The sequence below is a fragment of the Pseudomonas gingeri genome (assembly GCF_013385635.1).
GTDB lineage: Bacteria > Pseudomonadota > Gammaproteobacteria > Pseudomonadales > Pseudomonadaceae > Aquipseudomonas > Aquipseudomonas gingeri_A.
The window spans coordinates 200,900-218,917 of the sequence record NZ_JACAPR010000007.1 but is presented as its reverse complement, the minus strand read 5'-3'; the positions used below and the strand labels follow the sequence as shown (position 1 = coordinate 218,917).

Sequence of the window (18,018 nt, the reverse complement as noted above, 5' to 3'; positions counted from 1 at the left end):
GATATATAACTATATGAATGGTTTGAAGAATAAATCTAGAACTTTTTTGTCAATTCGTCGAATTTCCGGCTCAGCTATCGCTGTGCCGACGACGCTGCAACAGCGGCACGAGATAGACCGGCACCTGGGACAACTGCAGGACCCGCGCGGCGGTACGCCCCAAGTGTGCCTCGGCTCCGGTGCCATGGCTGTGACTGCCGACAATCAACAGATCGACCGACAGCTTTTGCGCCTGCGCAAGAATGACGTGTGAAGGATCCCCCTGGATCACCTGGACCGACTGGATCATCGCCAGGTCCTGCTGTCCTTCCCCCAACTCCTCGCGAAAACTGTCCAATACCCGTTGCTCGATATTGGCCATCACGGTGTTAAGACCCTGGCTGTGCAATTCGTTCAATGCCTGCTCGTCCAGGTAACTCTGCAACACCGACTCCGCGAACAACCCCATGGGTTCGACAGCATGCACTACATATAAGTCAGCCTTGAACGTTCGTGCCAGCCCCAGTGCATGCTGCATGACATAAGGCGCATACAGGCCGAGGTCGGTGGCATACAGCATCGAACGAATCATGGGGGCCTCCTCGATTGCCAGGGTGGCGGAGATGGATTGAGCTTAGCAGCGCGCCGAAGAGTTCGGCGCCCTGCTGGTCGGGCTATTCCGGCAGCCGCTGTTCGTTGCTGATGCCATGGGGGACATGCCCGGTCGCGACCACTTCGCGGGCCTTCTCGCAATGCCCGGCCTGGTCGTCGAAAAACACATCGGCGGCGAAGGCTTCGAGGAACGCGGACTTTTCCAGGCCTCCGAGGAACAGCGATTCGTCGAGGCGGATATCCCACTCGCGCAACGTGCGGATCACTCGTTCATGGGCGGGTGCGGAACGCGCCGTGACCAGGGCGGTACGGATCGGACAGGTCTCGTCCGGGAACTCGCGCTGTAGCAGATTGAGCGCCGCCAGGAAGCCCTTGAACGGACCGCCGCGCAACGGCTCACGCGCCGATTCGCGCTCGCTGGCCTGGAACGCCTCCAACCCACCCAACTGATAGACCCGCTCCGACTCATCGGAAAACAGCACCGCATCGCCGTCGAAGGCGATTCGCAGTTCGCCGCTGGCGGCCCGTCGGGCACCGCCGGAAAGAATGGTCGCCGCGGCGAAACCGGCGTCAAGGGCACTGCGCACATCCTCGGCATGGGTCGACAGGAACAGGTGGCAACCAAAAGCCGCGAGGTACGGATAAGGACTGCGGCCACCGACAAACGCCGCCCGGGAAATATCCAGGGCGTAGTGCTGGATCGAGTTGAAGACCCGCAAGCCGGTGTCCGCGCTGTTGCGCGACACCAGCACCACCTCGACCCGGGCGCGACCAAGGCTGGCATTCAGGCTCAGGAGTTTCTTCACCAGGGGAAAGGCATCGCCCGGTTCGAGGATTTCTTCCTCATGCTCGATCTGGTATTTGCGATAGGCCTCGACCCCCTGCGCCAGATAGACCTTGTGACTTTCACTGAGGTCGAACAGCGCCCGCGAGGAAATCGCCAACACCAGCTTGTCACCCAAGCCCTTTGCCATGTCGTCCCTCCTGACTGTTTCAGCCGTTGTGCGCGTCGATGAAATCCAGGGCCTGGTAGAGCGCGCGGATCTTCGGCAGCTCGCACCCGGCTTCACGAGCCGCCGCCAGTGGCCGGGCATACACCGCATCCAGTTCCAGCGGGCGTTTGTGCACGAAATCGTGGTACATGCTCGGCCAGTAATCCGGCATCTTCTCCGTGACCTTGAACAGGTGCTCGGCGTAACCGGCGGGCAGGACATGACCGCAGGCCTCTGCCCCCTGCACCACTTCCGCCATCAGCGCCTGGATCAGCTCGCGGCTGCTGGCATCGTTCATCAAGGGTGTGGTACTGGCCCGCAGCAACACCGATAAGCCGTTGTAGGGTACGTTCCATACCAGCTTCTGCCAGCGCGCCTGCGGCAGGTTGGCCATGGCCTGGGACTCGATGCCGGCCTGGCGGAACAGCTGCGCGCCCTCCTCGACCAACGCCTGGCGAGCGCTTTCATCATCGTGCAACGGACCGCTGTGATAACCGATGTTTACCGCGCCGAGGGCCTGGTGCACGACAGCCCCGGGACCGCTGCGGTGTACGCAGATGAAACACAGGCCGCCGAGCAGATGCAGCGAATCGGGCAATAACGGCCGCAGGTCTTCCTCGACGTCCAGGCCGTTCTGCAGCAGCAACACCCTGGCGCCCGGCGCGGCGGCCTGGGCGATCAGCGGGGCGAGGCTGGTATTGCTGGTGGTCTTGGCGCCCACCAGCAACCAGTCGCAGGGCGGCATATCGTCGGCCGAAGCGTAGGCCTGGACCGGATCCAGGTGCAGTTGGCCGTGGACGGCGCTGTCGATGTGCAGGCCACCGTCAGCCACCGCCGAGAATTCGCTGCGCAACAGAAAGTGCACGTCGAAGCCGGCACGCGCCAGCATCACGCCGTAGAACCCGCCGATGGCGCCGGTCCCGATAATGCCGACACGCGGCCTGGTCACTGAAACTGTCATGGCGACTCCTTTGAGGAAAGCTGTCGTGATTCGAGAAAACTCAATGCCTGGAGCAGTGTCTGCGTCCTCGGCATTGCACACCTGGCTTGTTGCGCGGCGGCCAGCGGGCGGGCGTAGATCGCCTCCAGCTCCATGGGCCGACGGCACCGATAATCGTGATACATGCTCGGATAGTAATCCGGGACCCTGGCCGCCATGTACATCAACTGCTCGATAAAGCCTGGCGGCAACGGGTAGCCGCACGCGCCGGCGGCCTCGGCCACTTCCTCCATCAGGCCCTGCACCAGGGCCCGGCTGTCGGGATCGGCCATCATCCGTTCGGTACCGCTGTCGAGCAGCACCGACAAGCCGTTGGTGGCGATATTGAGCACCAGTTTCTGCCAGCGCGCCTGCTGCAGGTCATCGATGACCCAAGATTCCAGCCCGGCCTGACGGAACAGCCCCGCGGCCGCTTCCACGACGGCTCGACGTGCCGGCTCATCCGCCGCCGGACCACTGTGATAGGCAATGTTGACCCCGCCCATGGCCTGATGCACCACCACCCCCGGGGATTCGCGGTGCACGCAGTTCAGGCAGAGGCCGCCGAGCAGGTGCAGTTCGTCGGGCAGCGCCTGGCGCAGTTGCTCTTCGACCTCCAGGCCGTTCTGCATCAGCAGGATGCTCGCGCCGGGAGCGGCGATCTCGACCACCGACGCCAGCAAGCGCGGATCGTCCAGTGCCTTCGTACAGATCAACAGCCAGTCGCACGGCGGCAGGTCCTGGGCGGCGACATAGGCCTGGACCGGATTGAGGATCAAGCGGCCGTGGATCAGGCTGTCGAGGAACAGGCCATGGGCAGCCACCTGCTGGAATTCACTGCGCAACAGAAAGTGCACATCGAAACCGGCGCGAGCCAGCATCACCCCGTAAAAAGTACCGATGGCCCCCGTACCGATAATGCCGATGCGCGGGGAAGCCACTTGCTCTGTCATGGCAACTCCTCTGGAATGCCTGCCAGTGCCTGTTCCAGGCCCTCGGCAAGTTCGTTCAAGATCAGCCGGGAACGTAGCGCTCCGTAAAACTCACCATCCCTGACCACGAACAGTGCCGGCAGGTGAAACACTTCATAGCGCTGGACCAGCCCGCCGTTGTCACCGGCATCGATCCAGCACAGGCGTTCCACCGCCAGTCCCAGGCCCGGCAACACCTCCCGGGCGAAACGGCAGGAAGCGCAGCCGACACTGGTGAAGATAACCAGGGAAACACCTGGCAGGGCCAATAAATTCCGATCCGCGTCAAAATCGGACAACTCCAGCCCCTTCACTATACTGGGGGAAGGTTTTTGCGGTGATCGACACAGGGAGTCGTTTGTCATGGTGCGTTTTCTACCTCATCCCGTAGACGTTCCAGTGAAACTGACCTTGCTCGAGCATTCCTGCATTTCCCGCCATCGGCTGCGAACCCTCAGCCTCGGCGGCATTGCCTGCCCGTCGCCGCGAGCCTGGCGGCACGGCTCGGCCCTGGAAATGTGCATTCCGAGCCTGGGCGAAGCCGCATGTTACTCCGGCTACGTGGCCTGGTGCCTGAAACGCAAGCATGCGTTTCTGGTGGGCATCGCCTTTGTCGACGAACAGACGCTGTTCGGCGCCCGCATGAGCGAACAGCTCTGCCAGATCGAACGCTACCGGAAGGTACGCGAACAGCAGAATGCCCAGCCGCAGAATATCGAGGCGATTGCCCAGGAATGGGTGCAGCAGCATGCCAACGATTTTTCCCACGCCAGCCTCGAACAGCCATTTATAAGGGCTTTACTGGATTAAACAGGCCGCTGCCCATTGCCCGGCCACGGTCTAACGCGCTAAGGTTCCGCTCCCCGACACGCTCAATCGCTGTGCTCCGCCGCGCGGGGCTGGCGGCCGGCACCTGTGACCTGACGAGTAACACGATGGCTGATTTACCGATCAACGACCTTAACGTCGCCTCCAACGAGACGCTGATCACGCCTGATCAGCTCAAGCGTGACATTCCCTTGAGCGAGGCTGCCCTGCGCACCGTGACCAAGGGCCGCGAGGTGATTCGCAATATTCTCGATGGCACGGACCATCGCCTGTTCGTCGTGATCGGGCCCTGCTCGATCCACGATATCAAGGCCGCCCACGAGTACGCCGAGCGCCTCAAGGTGCTGGCCGCCGAAGTCTCCGACAGCCTGTACCTGGTGATGCGTGTCTATTTCGAGAAGCCGCGGACCACGGTCGGCTGGAAAGGCCTGATCAACGACCCATACCTGGATGACTCCTTCAAGATCCAGGACGGCCTGCATATCGGTCGCCAATTGCTCCTGGACCTGGCTGAAATGGGCCTGCCCACCGCCACCGAGGCCCTTGACCCGATCTCGCCGCAGTACCTGCAGGACCTGATCAGCTGGTCGGCCATCGGCGCGCGTACCACCGAATCGCAGACCCACCGCGAAATGGCTTCCGGCCTGTCCTCGGCGGTCGGCTTCAAGAACGGCACCGACGGCGGCCTGACCGTGGCGATCAACGCCCTGCAGTCGGTTTCCAGCCCACACCGTTTCCTTGGCATCAACCAGGAAGGTGGCGTGTCGATCGTCACCACCAAGGGCAATGCCTACGGCCACGTGGTACTGCGCGGCGGCAACGGCAAGCCGAACTATGACTCGGTGAGTGTCGCGGTCTGCGAACAGGCGCTGGCCAAGGCCAAGATCAAGGCCAACATCATGGTCGACTGCAGCCATGCCAACTCCAACAAGGACCCGGCCCTGCAGCCGCTGGTCATGGAGAACGTCGCCAACCAGATCCTCGAAGGCAACCAGTCGATCATCGGCCTCATGGTCGAAAGTCACCTGAACTGGGGCTGCCAGGCTATCCCGAAAGACCTTGCCGATCTGCAGTACGGCGTGTCGATCACCGATGCCTGCATCGACTGGGAAAGCACCGAGAAAACCTTGCGCAGCATGCATGCCAAGCTCAAGGATGTACTGCCCAAGCGCGTACGCACCTGATGGCGGGTTAATCCCCCGCACACAAAAACGCCGGGCAATGCCCGGCGTTTTTGCAGGTGTTCGATTGACTCAGATCTTCGCGGCGTGCCGCTGATGACGTTCCATGTAGCGTTCTACATAGGAGCAGGAAGGAATCACCGTATAACCCATGCGATCGGCGTACTCGAGCGCCTGTTCGGTCAGGGCCGCCGCAATGCCACGGCCACGCAACGCGTTGGGCACGAACGTACGATAGATATCCAGGGTCTGCTTACCCAGGTCCATATAGGTCAGGTAGGCACGATGACCGTCCACATTGGTCTCGAACTGATGACCAGCCTGGTCATGGTGGATGGACAACGCCTCGCTCATCACTACTCCTCGCGGGTCTTGGTATTCGACCCTACCTTACCGATCTTTTTCCGGCGAAGGAACCACTACGCCACCCCGTGCCGATTTGGACAACGAGAAAAGCCGACCGCTCCCTGAAAAACCGAGCACGTATCAAATAGTAGGCACCCTTGGCCCAAATGCTCAAGACACGCTCGTCACGTGGTCTATCACCGTCTCGATGATAGCGCGGCCGAACACACCCTTTTGGTGGAAAACCTGAACACGGGCTGAAGATTGCCGGAATGTTGTGCTGTTATGACGAGCGCCCTTGGTTAAAGTCACTTTTCATTTAGCAAAAGAGCCTCCCCCGCCACGCCGACGGTAGAGAGCAAGAGTCATCCGCTACAGTTAGAACGACTCTTAGATGCACACTGGACACTCGCTGGTGATGGCACACTAGTGCACTTGAAGATCGCACAAAGCGCTCAGAACGGGGTCTACAGCTGCATACTTTTTAGACAGGATCATGAAAAGTTAGCTGAAAAATATTCAGCATCAAGAATTTTTTTTGCTTCTTGCGTTACGTCAGTTTACTTACTACAAGTAATGGGTAGTATGTACGCCGGCTATTTCCTCACTCTGGGGTTATGGTCATTAATAGAAAGTCCTTGAAGGGGAACACGATGAACAACGTTCTGAAATTCTCGGCTCTGGCCCTGGCCGCTGTTCTGGCTACCGGTTGCAGCAGCGTATCCAAAGAAACCGAAGCTCGTCTGACTGCTACTGAAGACGCCGCTGCTCGCTCCCAGGCTCGTGCTGACGAAGCCTACCGTAAAGCTGATGAAGCTCTGGCTGCTGCTCAAAAAGCACAACAGACTGCTGACGAAGCTAACGAGCGCGCTCTGCGCATGCTTGAAAAAGCAAGCCGCAAGTAATAGTCCCTCGGGGCTGTTATCAAGCCGATCCCTGTTTGGATCGGCTTTTTTATGCCCGTGTGTTTTCCACCGCGCATAAAAAACCCGCCTCGGCGCAAGCACCGGGGCGGGTCGATTGAAACCGTTACTGCTGCAGGTCGATCGGTGCGTTCGATACCAGCGGTGCCGCACCCGGGACGGCGATTTCGGTCGGCAGGCCATCTTCGGCGGCAACCACGTCACGCACCTCGTCCCAGTTCACCCGCAGGTTCTTCGCCAGATCATCACGCTTGAGCAGGGCGTTGATCACCGCGGTGTGCTTGTCGACCACCGACGGGTTGCCGTTGTCATCCAGCGGCGTGTGCGCCTCCAGGTAGACCTTGCCGCCACTGATGCCGAACTTGTAGGCCTCGTTGATGATCCGCACCGAGGTACCGACAGGCACCATGCCGGCCATCTCCAGCACGTTGTTGTTGAACATGCGGAAGCAGCCGTGGCTGGTCCGGGTGCCGATACCGAACTTCATGTTCGACCCGTGGATCAGGTAGCCCGGCGTGCCCAGGGTGAACTTGAACGGCCCCAGGGGGTTGTCGGGACCGGCCGGTACCACATTGGGCAGCGGGTCGCCGTTGGCGGCGTGTTCGGCCTTGATCGAGGCCGGGGGTGTCCAGGTCGGGTTCGGCGTCTTGGCGGTGATAGTGGTGTGGGCGATCGGCGAGCCCCAGCCCTCGCGCCCGATCCCCAGCGGGAAGGTATAGACCACGTCCCGGCCTTTCGGGAAGTAGTACAGGCGATACTCGGCCAGGTTGATCACGATGCCTTCGCGCGGGCCCGGCGGCAGGATGAATCGGGTCGGCAGGACGATATCAGTGCCCGCTCCCGGCAACCAGGCATCGACACCCGGGTTGGCCGCGACCATCTCCGAATACCCCAGGTCGTAGGTGGTGCCCAGGTCGGCAAAGGTATCTTCATACTTGGCCTTGATCACCTGGACCTGGCCGACGATATCCTCGCCCGGTGGTGGCAGCGGCAATTCCAGCGCGCTAACGGGACCCGCCGCACACAGGGCGGCAAGGGACAGGCAACGGGTGAAGGCAGGAAAGCGCGACAACATCCGGGAAATCCTTCGCATGATCAACGGAGAAATAAAGGGCGATTGTACACCGACGCCGCCCCGCAGCGGGAGGTCGTCCCCGAGGACATTAGCAGCGCTTCAGCTGGCAGACAGGCAGGTTTTACAGTTCGAAACGCAATTCCGGCCAGATCGGCGGCGTACCGCGCTTCTGCGATTCGAGAATCGCCCGGCACAACGGGCACAGGCGCTGGTCGCGGAAGATCGACTTGTCCACCCCCGACCAGCGTGGCTGCGCCGGCAACAAGGTGCCGCACAGCGTGCGATCGGCGGAGCCGCCCAGTTCCAACTGACGCGTGACCAGATGCACCCGCACTTCCTGGCAGGCGAACAGATCCAGCTGTTCGTCGGGTTCGATCAGTTGATAGGCAAATAGGGACCAGGCGGGACGCTGCATCGGGGGCTCCAGATCGGGGGCGCCACCTTAGCCGAAAAACCGCCGCTAAAAAAGCTCAAAGCAGCGGTTTCAGGGTCGGCCAGACGTTATCGAGCAACTTGCCCTGACCAGCGGGCGCCGGGTGGATACCGTCGGCCTGCATCAGTTCCGGATGACCGCCCACGCCGTCGAGGAAAAACGGCACCAGCGGGATGTTCTTCTCTTGGGCCAAGGTCGGATACACCTCGGCAAACGCCTTGACGTAACGCGCGCCATAGTTGGGCGGCAACTGCATGCCCAGCAGCAGCACCTTGGCACCACTGGCCCGGGACTGGTCGATCATCGATGCAAGATTTTGTTTCAATTGTGTTGGCAGTTGCCCGCGCAGGCCATCGTTGCCCCCCAGTTCGAGAATCACCAGGTCCGGCTTGTGCTCTGCAAGCAGCGCCGGCAGCCGCGCCTGGCCTCCGGCACTGGTGTCGCCGCTGATGGAGGCATTGACCACCTTGTCCTGGAAACCCTCGTCCCTGAGGCGCTTTTCCAGCAGCGACACCCAACCGACACGGGTATCCAGGCCGAAAGCCGCGCTGATACTATCGCCAACGATCAGGACTGTACCCGCCGCCGCGTTCTGGGCCATGCACATCAAGGCCAGGCCGGCACTCAAAAACCACACTCGCATCGGATTCTCCATGGGCGAAAGCATTCTCACCGCGCAGAACCTTAGCAAAGTGGTTCCCAGCGCGGAAGGTGAACTGACCATCCTGCACCCTTTGAGCCTGACATTGAACAAGGGCGACAGCCTCGCCATCGTCGGCGCCTCCGGTTCCGGCAAATCCACCCTGCTCGGTCTGCTCGCCGGCCTCGACCTGCCCAGCAGCGGTGAAGTGATTCTGGCCGGGCGTGCCCTGAGCAGCCTGGATGAAGACCAGCGCGCGCGCGTGCGCGCCGAACACGTCGGCTTCGTGTTCCAGAGCTTCCAGTTGCTCGACAGCCTCAACGCCCTGGAAAACGTCATGCTACCGCTGGAGCTGGACGGCCGCAGCGACGCCCGCGAACGCGCCCGCCACCTGCTGGAACGGGTCGGCCTGGGCCAGCGCCTGACCCATTCGCCACGCCAGCTGTCCGGTGGCGAGCAGCAACGGGTGGCCATCGCCCGGGCCTTTGCCGCCGAACCGGATGTGCTGTTCGCCGACGAACCGACCGGCAACCTCGACAGCCACACCGGCGAGCGCATCAGCGACCTGTTGTTCGAATTGAACAAGGAACGCGGCACCACCCTGGTCCTGGTGACCCATGACGAACGCCTGGCCCACCGTTGCCGGCGCCTGATCCGCCTTGAAGCCGGCCAGTTGGTCGGCCCCCTGGAGCCTTGATGGCACGCCTGCCGCTGTTACGCCTGTTCAGCCTCGCCATTCGCCAGCTCCTGCGCGACGCCCGTGCCGGCGAGTTGCGGGTATTGTTCTTCGCCCTGCTGGTCGCCGTGGCGGCCAGCACTGCCATCGGCTATTTCGGCGCCCGGCTGAACGGCGCGATGATGCTGCGCGCCACCGAATTCCTCGCCGCCGACCTGGTACTCGACGGCACTTCGACAGCGCGTCCGGAACAGATCCAGAGCGGCCGGGACCTGGACCTGGAACATGCGCGGATCGTCGAGTTCTCCAGCGTGATCGCCACCGACAACGGCATCCAGTTGTCGAGTATCAAGGCCGCCGATGACCGCTATCCCCTGCGCGGCGAACTGAAAAGCGCCGCCGAGCCGTTTGGCGCCGAAACCGCCGGCGGTGGGCCACGGCCCGGCGAGGCCTGGGTCGAAGCCCGGCTGATGACCGCGCTGGACCTGAAGATCGGCGACAGTATCGACGTCGGCATGAAGACCGTGCGCCTGGCCCGGGTGCTCACCTATGAGCCGGACCGCGCCGGCAACTTCTACAGCCTGACTCCACGGGTACTGATCAACCTCGCCGACCTGGAAGCCACCGGCGTGGTGCAGCCTGGCAGCCGGGTCAGCTACAGGGAACTCTGGCGCGGTTCGGCCAGTGCCCTGGCCACCTATCGCGACCTGATCAAACCGGGACTGGCGGCAAACCAGCGCCTGCTGGATGCCCGCGACGGCAACCAGCAGATCGGCGGCGCCCTGGGCAAGGCCGAGCGTTACCTGAACATGGCGAGCCTGGTGGCAGTGTTGCTGTCCGGGGTTGCCGTGGCCCTCAGTGCGACCCGTTTCGCCGCCCGCCGCTTCGATGCCAGCGCGCTGCTGCGCTGCCTCGGGTTGTCGCGCCGGGAAACCATGGCCCTGTTCAGCCTGCAACTGGCGATCCTCGGCCTGCTCGCCAGTATCAGCGGCGCCCTGCTCGGCTGGCTGGCCCAATTGGGGCTGTTCTACCTGCTGCACGACCTGTTGCCCGCCGACGTGCCACCCGGCGGCCTGATGCCGGCCATCGCCGGAATCGGCACCGGCCTGGTTGCCCTGGCCGGTTTCGCCCTGCCGCCACTGGCCGCGCTGGGCCGGGTCCCGCCGCTGCGGGTATTGCGCCGCGACCTGCTGCCGATCCCGGCCAGCACCTGGCTGGTCTACGGCACCGCGCTGCTGGCCCTCGGCCTGATCATGTGGCGCCTGAGCCTCGACCTGGTACTGACCTTTGCCCTGCTCGGCGGTGGCGTGATTGCCGCGCTGGTACTCGGCGGCCTGCTGCTGCTCGGTCTGCAAAGCCTGCGTCGGCTACTGGCCGGGGCGGCGCTGCCCTGGCGCCTGGGGCTGGGCCAGTTGCTGCGCCATCCACTGGCCGCCGCCGGTCAGTCCCTGGCCTTCGGCCTGATCCTGCTGTCCATGGCGCTGATTGCGCTGCTGCGCGGCGAGCTGCTGGACACCTGGCAGAATCAGCTGCCCAAGGATGCGCCGAACTATTTCGCCCTGAATATCCTGCCGGCGGACAAGGACGGCTTCCGTGACCACCTGATCAAGCTGTCGGCGCAATCGGCGCCGATTTATCCGGTGGTGCCGGGTCGCCTGATCAGCATCAACGGCGAACCGGTGCAGGAGATCGTCAGCAAGGACTCCAGCGGTGATCGTGCGATCCAGCGCGACCTGAGCCTGACCTGGGCCGCCGACCTGCCGCCGGGCAATATCCTGACGGCCGGCAGCTGGTGGTCGGGCCAACCGGGCAGCGATATTCCCGGCGTCTCGGTGGAAGCCAAGGTGGCCGACAGCCTGAAACTCAAACTCGGCGATCACCTGGTGTTCACCGTCGGTGGCGCCAACCGCGAGGCGCGGGTCACCAGCCTGCGCAGCATCAACTGGGACAACTTCCAGCCGAACTTCTTCATGATCTTCCAGCCCGGTACCCTGCAGGACCTGCCGGCCACCTACCTGACCAGCTTCTATCTGGCACCGGGGCATGACAAGGCTATCGTCGAACTGTCCCGGGCCTTCCCGGCGGTGACCATCCTGCAGGTCGAAGCCCTGCTCGAACAGCTGCGCAGCATCCTGGCGCAGGTCACCATCGCGGTCGAATACGTGCTGCTGTTCGTCCTGGCGGCGGGTATGGCGGTGCTGTTCTCCGGCTTGCAGGCAACCCTAGACGAACGTATTCGCCAGGGTGCGCTGTTGCGCGCGCTGGGGGCGGAACGGCGCTTGCTGGTCAAGGCCCGGCGGATCGAGTTCGGCCTGCTCGGCGCGGTCAGCGGCCTGCTCGCGGCGCTGGGCGCAGAGCTGGTGAGCCTGGTGTTGTACCGGTTCGCCTTCGACCTGCCCTGGCACCCGCATCCGTGGCTGTTGCTACTGCCGCTGATCGGTGCGCTGATGGTCGGTGGCGCGGGTGTCTTCGGCACCCGCCGGGCGCTGAATGCCAGCCCGCTGACAGTGCTGCGCGAGGGCTGATAGACTCGCGCCCCTGTTCACCTGATGGATCGACGATGAGCCGTTATCGCCCGCCCCGCACCGCCGGCACCGCCCTGATCACCCCCGAGGGCGAGGCCCGCATGCGTGCCGAACTGCACGAACTGTGGCACGTGCGGCGGCCGCAGGTCACGCAGTCGGTCAGCGAGGCGGCCGCCCAGGGCGATCGTTCGGAAAACGCCGAATACACCTATGGCAAGAAGATGCTGCGCGAGATCGACAGCCGTGTGCGCTTCCTGACCAAACGCCTGGAAAACCTCAAGGTGGTCGGCGAGCATCCGAGCGACCCGAACAAGGTGTACTTCGGTGCCTGGGTAACCATCGAGAATGAAGACGGCAAGGAATCGCGCTACCGCATCGTCGGCCCCGACGAGTTGGATCTCAAGCTGAACCTGATCAGCATCGACTCGCCCCTGGCCCGCGCCCTGATCGGCAAGGCGCTGGATGCCGAAGTCCGGGTCATGACACCGACTGGCGAACAGTGGGTGTACATCACCGCCATCGACTATCCCTGAAGACACACTGAGCGATCCCCCCGAAACTGTCGATCTTTCCCACGCTCCGTTTGGGAATGCAACCCGTGACGCTCCGCGTCACAGATCTACAGCGGACGCAGAGCGTCCAGAGAGGCATTCCCACGCGGAGCGTGGGAACGATCATCACCTGGTCTTTGTTCAGCGCCGGGTAATCAGGCCCTGGCGCGCCACCCGGGTCAACTGCCGGATGACCGCCTCGGCCTGCTCGGCCGTCGGCGACTGGATCACCGCCAGGTCGAAACTGTTGTCGGCAAACCGCTCCAGCGAATCACCGTCTTCGACGAACTGGATCAGGAACGCCGAGGCTCGGCCCTTGCGCCGTGGCCAGCCATCGAGATAACGCAGCAGCGTCGGCTGGTGTTTGCCGCCCAGGAGGATTTTCGGATTGCGATCGGGAAGGCTGGCCGTGATCGGCGCAAGACGTACAGCGGGGCGTGGGTTGTTCAAAGTGCGTGTCTCCGCCTCAACGATCTGCCGGGCAGGTGTGAGGCAACACCGAACCAGCGCTTTAGCGGTATTTCGAAGCCTGGATCAGGCTTCTGTCGGAGATCGTTCGACTCCCCTGGCGCCCCGCAAGTAGCTGTTTAAATCGGCGCATAATCAATATCCTAGAGAACCGCGCGGGCCGCTGTCAAGAATCGTGCCCAACGAAAAGGGCCCGCTGCTGCGGGCCCCTTCGAACAATCTTCGTGCTTATCTGGCGATGGAACCGTCGACCGAGAGCTTGCCGGCGCCTTCGAACAACACCGCAATCGTCCCGCCCAGCAAGGCCAGGGCAAACTCGTAGCCGTTGTTGGCCATGAACAGGCCGTTATGGATATGCACCGAGAAGATCGCCACCAGCGAGAGAAACGCCAGGCCCAGGGCCGCCGGGCGTGCCAGCAGGCCGATGATCAGGGCCAGGCCGCCAAAGAATTCTGTACCGCCGGCCAGCAGCGCCATCAGGTGACCTGGAGCCAGGCCGATGCTTTCCATCCATTGCGCGGTGCCTTCCAGGCCGTAGCCGCCGAACAGGCCGAAGAGCTTCTGCGAACCGTGGGCGGCGAAGACGATGCCGACAAAAATCCGCAGGACAGTCAGGCCGTAGCCGGCACGGGTGCTCAGAACGCGTTGGGTCAGTGTGCTCATGGGGGTGAATCCTTATTCAAATGTCGGGTTGATGGGCGTCATATTAATCAGTTTATAAAATGACAAAAGCGCAAAAACCGCTGCATAACAATCGAATTTATCGATTACTTCCGTGAGGCAATTTTTCGCCCGTTGCTGTCCAGAGCATGCCCTTCCAGGGAACCGCGCTCCCGGTCAAACGCCAGGTAGTACTTGTTCACACTGTTAACATAGTTGACCGAAGCCATTCCCACCTGCTCCATCGCTACCCGTTCGACCTGGAAGAACCACTGGTTGGGGTTCAGGCCACGTCGCCGGGCTTCGGCACGCATGCCCTGGACCCGTTCCGGCCCCATGTTGTAGGCCGCCAGGACAAAGGCCATGCGCTCGCGTTCGTTGAGTTTGGGACTGGAGAAGAACTTGCGACGAATCATCGCCAGGTACTTGGCCCCGGCCTGCACATTGTTATCGACATTCTGGATATTGCCGACGCCGACCCGCTGCGCCGCCGACGGGGTGATCTGCAACAGCCCGGTGGCACCACTCGCGCCACGGGCATTGGGGTCCAGGGTCGATTCCTTGAACGCCAGCGCCGCCAGGTTCAGCCAGTCGATGCCCTGGGCCTGGGCATGGCGCTGCAACACCGGGCGTAGCTTCTCGAGCTTCTGCCGATCGGACTTGGCCAGGGGATAATGCACCTGGTACAGGCGCCGATAGATCCGCAGGAACGCCACATCCTGGTCGGAAGGCGCTTTGTAGGTCTTGAAGAAGCGATCGACACTGGCCAGCAGCATCGAGGCGTCACGCCGCACGAACCAATGCATCTCCCCCGGCTCGCTGACCAGCACCTGCTTGTCGAAGCGCAACTTGGGCATGATCTTGGCCCAGCGTTCGGCAATCGGCTGCTCGACGACGGTCAGGTGGAAGATGCCGCCCTGGACCATCTCCAGAACATCTTCCACGGCAAGGCTCGGATCGACCCATTCGATCTTTACCGGTGGTAGCTTGCGCAACGCCAGCTTCTGGTTGATCTGGTTCACCGCGTCACCGGCGGCGCTGCCGGTGGTCAGGGCCAGGGTCCGGCCGGAAAGCTGTTCGAGATGGGTAAAGCGCTTTTCACCCTTGAGCCCCACCAGCAACAAGGGCACCGGACTGCCGATCGGCTCGCTGGCACTCACCGCATGCCCGGGCTGCGCTTCGAGCAACTCACCGGGAGCGACCAGATCGCCTTCCCCACGCTGCAACGCACCGAGCAACTGGTCCTTGGCCTTGGGAATGATCTTGAGGGTGATTTCCTGATTATCGCGGGCATGCCCGTTGAGGTAGAGCTCGAAGGCGCGCAGCCGGTGGTATTCGACCCCGATCGACTCGCCCTGGACTTCACCCGAGCTGTTGCGGCTCTGGTTGACCAGCACACGCAGGACCCGGCTGCCGCGGATTTCCGCCAGGTCGCGGACCTTGCCCGGCTGGCCGATTTCCAGGGGGCCGGCCAGGCGTGCGAACGCCGGCAGCGGCAGCAGCAAGGACAGGCACAGCAGGAGCAACAGCGAGGGTCGCTTCATCCGTTCTCCGGAAAGAATACTGTCCCGTCTCAAGCGTCATGACTTGACGTCATTGCTTGATAGGGAGCGACAAAAATCGAGCGTCTTTGAACGCAAAAAAGTGCGGAAGACTGGCACAGCAACGGCGGTGGTGCCAACCGATGCTTTCTTCCGGCTTTAAAAGACAGTCATAACTCGTTGTAGTTCTTGGCTTTTATTATAAATCTACAGCTCTGATATGCTTTCCGGCCTGTGGCCTGAGGTAGCACCATGCAACTCATCGATATCGGCGTCAACCTGACCAACCCCAGTTTTGCCGGAAAGCACCAGGAAATACTGGACCGCGCCCATGCCGCCGGGGTCTGCCAGCTGGTCCTCACCGGCACCAGCATCGAGGGCAGCGAGCAAGCCCTGGAGCTGTGCCGGACATTGGACGAAAGCGGCCGCCAACTGTTTGCCACCGCCGGTATCCACCCCCACTGCGCCAGTGACTGGAGCGCCGACAGCGCCGCTCGTCTGCAAGCCCTGCTCAGGGAGCCGAACGTCTGTGCGGTCGGTGAGTGCGGGCTGGATTTCAACCGGGATTTTTCCCCGCGCCCGCAGCAGGAAAAAGTCCTTGAGGAACACCTGGCCCTGGCGGTGGAACTGCAGTTGCCGGTGTTTCTCCATGAGCGCGATGCCAATACGCGCCTGCTGGAAATCCTGCGTGACTACCGCGACCGCCTCCCCGCCGCCGTGGTGCACTGTTTCACCGGCGAACAACGGGCCTTGTTCAGCTACCTCGACCTCGACCTGCATATCGGCATTACCGGCTGGATCTGCGACGAGCGCCGTGGCACCCACCTGCATCCGCTGGTCAGGGAAATTCCCCGTGGGCGCCTGATGCTCGAAAGCGACGCGCCATACCTGTTGCCCCGCAGCCTGCGACCGAAACCGAAAAACGGCCGCAACGAACCGGCCTACCTGACCGAAGTCCTGCGGGAAGTCGCCCTGCATCGCGATGAAAACGAAGCCGACCTGGCCGCCCATAGCACCGCGTGCGCCCGGGCATTCTTCGGCTTGCCGTCGATTGCTTGATCCATATCAAGAAGCCTCCTGCTGCGTAGCGGCACAATAATGGCACCTTGCCAAAATTGTTTCCGCTCAATCAGAGAAGACCTTCCATGGGTGCCTGGCTCAGCAACATCTCACTGAAATACAAATTCTGGGCCGTCAACGCGGTGGCCTTCGTCACCACACTGCTACTGGTGCTGTATGCGGTACAGCTCGAACAGCAAGCCCGCACCGATGCCTCCCGTAGCGCCGCGCAGGCCCAGGCACGCCTGCTGGCCGCCTGGCCCGCCGCCCAGGCCTTGCCCGAGGGCGACAACCTGCTGGTGTTCCAGGGCGATCAGACCCCGACCCTGAACGGCCAGATGCTGCCGCGCCTCAGCGACGCCCAGGGCTGGATCGCCTACGACTATATGCCGCTGTTCGGCGAGAACCCGCTGCTCGGTGCCGAGGTCGTCAGTCATGGCAGCCAGCGGGTGGCCGTGCTCGCCTACGCCCCGAGCCTCGCGCAGGTGTTCAGCGAGCGTTTCGCCAACTACGCCGTCGCCGTGTTCGTCCTGATGCTGGCGATGCTCGGCGCCTCGCAGTTGCTGATCCGTTTCCTGCTCAGCCAGCTCAATACCCTCAAGGACGTGATGCTGCATGTGGAGAAAACCGGCGACCTGTCGGCCCGCGTGCCGCTGGCGTGCAAGGATGAAGTCGGACAGATGGCCAGTGCCTTCAATGCCATGCAGGCCGGCTACCAGCGGGTGGTCGGTACCGTCGCCCGCACCGCCGCGCAACTGGATGTCGGCGCGGCACGGCTGGCCTCGAGCATGAATGATGTCCGCCACGGCATGCTCGGCCAGCAGAGCGAGACCGACCAGGCCGCCACCGCGATCAACGAGATGTCGGCGACGGTCTACCACATTGCCCAGCACGCCGGCGCCACCCGCGACCTCTCGCAGACCGCCGACACCCTGGCCGGCAGCGGCCAGGCGGTGGTCAGCCGGGTGCAGCAGTCGATCGCCGGGCTGTCCAGCGGCGTGCAGCAGACCGCCGAAATGATCCAGCGCCTGGCCGAGGACAGCCAGAAGATCAACAGCGTGGTCAGCGTGATCCACAGCATCGCCGAACAGACCAACCTGCTGGCCCTGAATGCTGCCATCGAAGCGGCCCGGGCCGGGGAAATGGGCCGTGGCTTCGCGGTGGTCGCCGATGAAGTGCGCAACCTGGCCAAGCGCGTGCAGACCTCCACCGACGAAATCACCACCATGGTTTCGGCCCTGCAATCCGGTACCCGCGATGCCGTGGACTTCATGCAGGAGAGCTCGTACAAGGCCGATGACTGCGTGCAACAGGCCCAGGAAGCCGGCGCGGCCCTGGCCGAGATCACTGGCGCGGTGGCGCAGATGCGTGAAAGCAACACCCAGATCGCCGTGGCCGCCGAGCAGCAGAGCCAGGTCGCGGAGGAAATGAACCGGGCGGTGGTGAGCATCCGCGATGTCACCGAAAACACCGTGCAACAGACGGTGGACTCGGCCACCACCAGCAATGAACTGGCGACCCTGGCCGGTGAGTTGAGCAAAGCCATTGGCCAGCTCAAGCTATAGAATCGATAGCAAGAG

20 protein-coding genes are annotated in these 18,018 nt (G+C 62.8%); 8 read left to right on the top strand and 12 right to left on the bottom strand.

The genetic code is table 11. The features are described from left to right. Positions 1–70: 70 nt before the first annotated feature. From HX851_RS34620 to HX851_RS34600, 5 genes are all read right to left on the bottom strand, one after another. The gene (locus HX851_RS34620) at positions 71–571 is read right to left on the bottom strand and encodes a universal stress protein (RefSeq protein ID WP_177057595.1); all 501 of its coding nucleotides are present in this window, start codon (positions 569–571) and stop codon (positions 71–73) included. Positions 572–653: 82 nt separating this feature from the next. Beyond that, the gene (locus HX851_RS34615) at positions 654–1,565 is read right to left on the bottom strand and encodes a 5'-nucleotidase (protein WP_177057596.1); all 912 of its coding nucleotides are present in this window, start codon (positions 1,563–1,565) and stop codon (positions 654–656) included. 19 nt (positions 1,566–1,584) lie between these two features. Next, positions 1,585–2,544, bottom strand: coding sequence for a putative 2-dehydropantoate 2-reductase (locus HX851_RS34610; RefSeq protein ID WP_177057597.1), 960 nt, complete (start codon positions 2,542–2,544; stop codon positions 1,585–1,587). Further along, positions 2,541–3,515 carry a putative 2-dehydropantoate 2-reductase gene (locus HX851_RS34605; RefSeq protein ID WP_177057598.1) on the bottom strand — a complete coding sequence of 325 codons (975 nt, stop codon included), beginning with the start codon at positions 3,513–3,515 and terminating at the stop codon, positions 2,541–2,543. Before HX851_RS34605 ends, HX851_RS34610 begins: the two co-directional genes overlap by 4 nt. After that, positions 3,512–3,898, bottom strand: a complete 387-nt coding sequence (locus HX851_RS34600; RefSeq protein WP_177057599.1) for a YbbN family protein — start codon at positions 3,896–3,898, stop codon at positions 3,512–3,514. Before HX851_RS34600 ends, HX851_RS34605 begins: the two co-directional genes overlap by 4 nt. On the opposite strand from HX851_RS34600, the gene HX851_RS34595 reads away from it, so the two are divergent. Beyond that, on the top strand, positions 3,897–4,343 hold the full coding sequence (locus HX851_RS34595; protein ID WP_177057600.1) for a PilZ domain-containing protein: 447 nt from the start codon (positions 3,897–3,899) through the stop codon (positions 4,341–4,343). The two genes, HX851_RS34600 and HX851_RS34595, sit on opposite strands and share 2 nt — an antisense overlap. Before the next feature lie 125 nt (positions 4,344–4,468). Next, entirely contained in the window at positions 4,469–5,545 is a 1,077-nt protein-coding gene (locus HX851_RS34590; protein ID WP_177057601.1) for a 3-deoxy-7-phosphoheptulonate synthase, read from the top strand. Between the two features lie 69 nt (positions 5,546–5,614). Here the strand turns inward: HX851_RS34590 and HX851_RS34585 are convergent, their stop codons facing one another. Further along, positions 5,615–5,896, bottom strand: coding sequence for a GNAT family N-acetyltransferase (locus tag HX851_RS34585; protein WP_017128025.1), 282 nt, complete (start codon positions 5,894–5,896; stop codon positions 5,615–5,617). A 644-nt stretch (positions 5,897–6,540) separates the two neighbouring features. Here HX851_RS34585 and oprI point away from each other — a divergent pair. Then, entirely contained in the window at positions 6,541–6,792 is a 252-nt protein-coding gene (oprI, locus tag HX851_RS34580; protein WP_003172710.1) for an outer membrane lipoprotei OprI, read from the top strand. Positions 6,793–6,916: 124 nt separating this feature from the next. On the opposite strand, the gene HX851_RS34575 is transcribed toward oprI, so the two are convergent. The 3 genes from HX851_RS34575 to HX851_RS34565 form a co-directional block, all read right to left on the bottom strand. Then, positions 6,917–7,885 (bottom strand): L,D-transpeptidase family protein, encoded by a 969-nt coding sequence (locus tag HX851_RS34575; RefSeq protein ID WP_177057602.1) that lies wholly within the window; start codon positions 7,883–7,885, stop codon positions 6,917–6,919. Positions 7,886–8,006: 121 nt separating this feature from the next. After that, positions 8,007–8,300 (bottom strand): hypothetical protein, encoded by a 294-nt coding sequence (locus tag HX851_RS34570; RefSeq protein ID WP_017128023.1) that lies wholly within the window; start codon positions 8,298–8,300, stop codon positions 8,007–8,009. A 55-nt stretch (positions 8,301–8,355) separates the two neighbouring features. After that, a complete protein-coding gene (locus tag HX851_RS34565; protein WP_017128022.1) occupies positions 8,356–8,961 on the bottom strand; it encodes an arylesterase in 606 nt (201 codons plus the stop codon). A 10-nt stretch (positions 8,962–8,971) separates the two neighbouring features. Between HX851_RS34565 and HX851_RS34560 the strand changes: the two genes are divergently transcribed. Genes HX851_RS34560 through greB form a run of 3 tightly spaced genes read left to right on the top strand, consistent with a single transcriptional unit; the run spans position 8,972 to position 12,692 of the window. Continuing rightward, on the top strand, positions 8,972–9,655 hold the full coding sequence (locus HX851_RS34560; protein WP_177057603.1) for an ABC transporter ATP-binding protein: 684 nt from the start codon (positions 8,972–8,974) through the stop codon (positions 9,653–9,655). Continuing rightward, positions 9,655–12,159, top strand: a complete 2,505-nt coding sequence (locus HX851_RS34555) for an ABC transporter permease (protein ID WP_177057604.1) — start codon at positions 9,655–9,657, stop codon at positions 12,157–12,159. The genes HX851_RS34560 and HX851_RS34555 overlap by 1 nt, the downstream gene beginning before the upstream one ends. Positions 12,160–12,194: 35 nt before the next feature. Further along, a complete protein-coding gene (greB, locus tag HX851_RS34550; protein WP_177057605.1) occupies positions 12,195–12,692 on the top strand; it encodes a transcription elongation factor GreB in 498 nt (165 codons plus the stop codon). A 159-nt stretch (positions 12,693–12,851) separates the two neighbouring features. Here greB and HX851_RS34545 read toward each other — a convergent pair whose 3' ends face one another. From HX851_RS34545 to HX851_RS34535, 3 genes are all read right to left on the bottom strand, one after another. Continuing rightward, positions 12,852–13,160, bottom strand: coding sequence for a class I SAM-dependent methyltransferase (locus tag HX851_RS34545; protein ID WP_177057606.1), 309 nt, complete (start codon positions 13,158–13,160; stop codon positions 12,852–12,854). Positions 13,161–13,406: 246 nt separating this feature from the next. Further along, on the bottom strand, positions 13,407–13,841 hold the full coding sequence (locus HX851_RS34540; RefSeq protein WP_177057607.1) for a DoxX family protein: 435 nt from the start codon (positions 13,839–13,841) through the stop codon (positions 13,407–13,409). A gap of 104 nt (positions 13,842–13,945) precedes the next feature. Then, positions 13,946–15,382: an MltF family protein gene (locus HX851_RS34535; RefSeq protein ID WP_177057608.1), complete on the bottom strand. Its 1,437-nt coding sequence runs from the start codon at positions 15,380–15,382 to the stop codon at positions 13,946–13,948. A 249-nt stretch (positions 15,383–15,631) separates the two neighbouring features. Here HX851_RS34535 and HX851_RS34530 point away from each other — a divergent pair, with 249 nt between their 5' ends. Both HX851_RS34530 and HX851_RS34525 read left to right on the top strand, forming a co-directional pair. Then, on the top strand, positions 15,632–16,438 hold the full coding sequence (locus HX851_RS34530) for a TatD family hydrolase (RefSeq protein ID WP_177057609.1): 807 nt from the start codon (positions 15,632–15,634) through the stop codon (positions 16,436–16,438). Positions 16,439–16,524: 86 nt separating this feature from the next. Then, positions 16,525–18,003, top strand: coding sequence for a methyl-accepting chemotaxis protein (locus HX851_RS34525; RefSeq protein WP_177064235.1), 1,479 nt, complete (start codon positions 16,525–16,527; stop codon positions 18,001–18,003). The last annotated feature ends 15 nt before the right edge of the window (positions 18,004–18,018 follow it).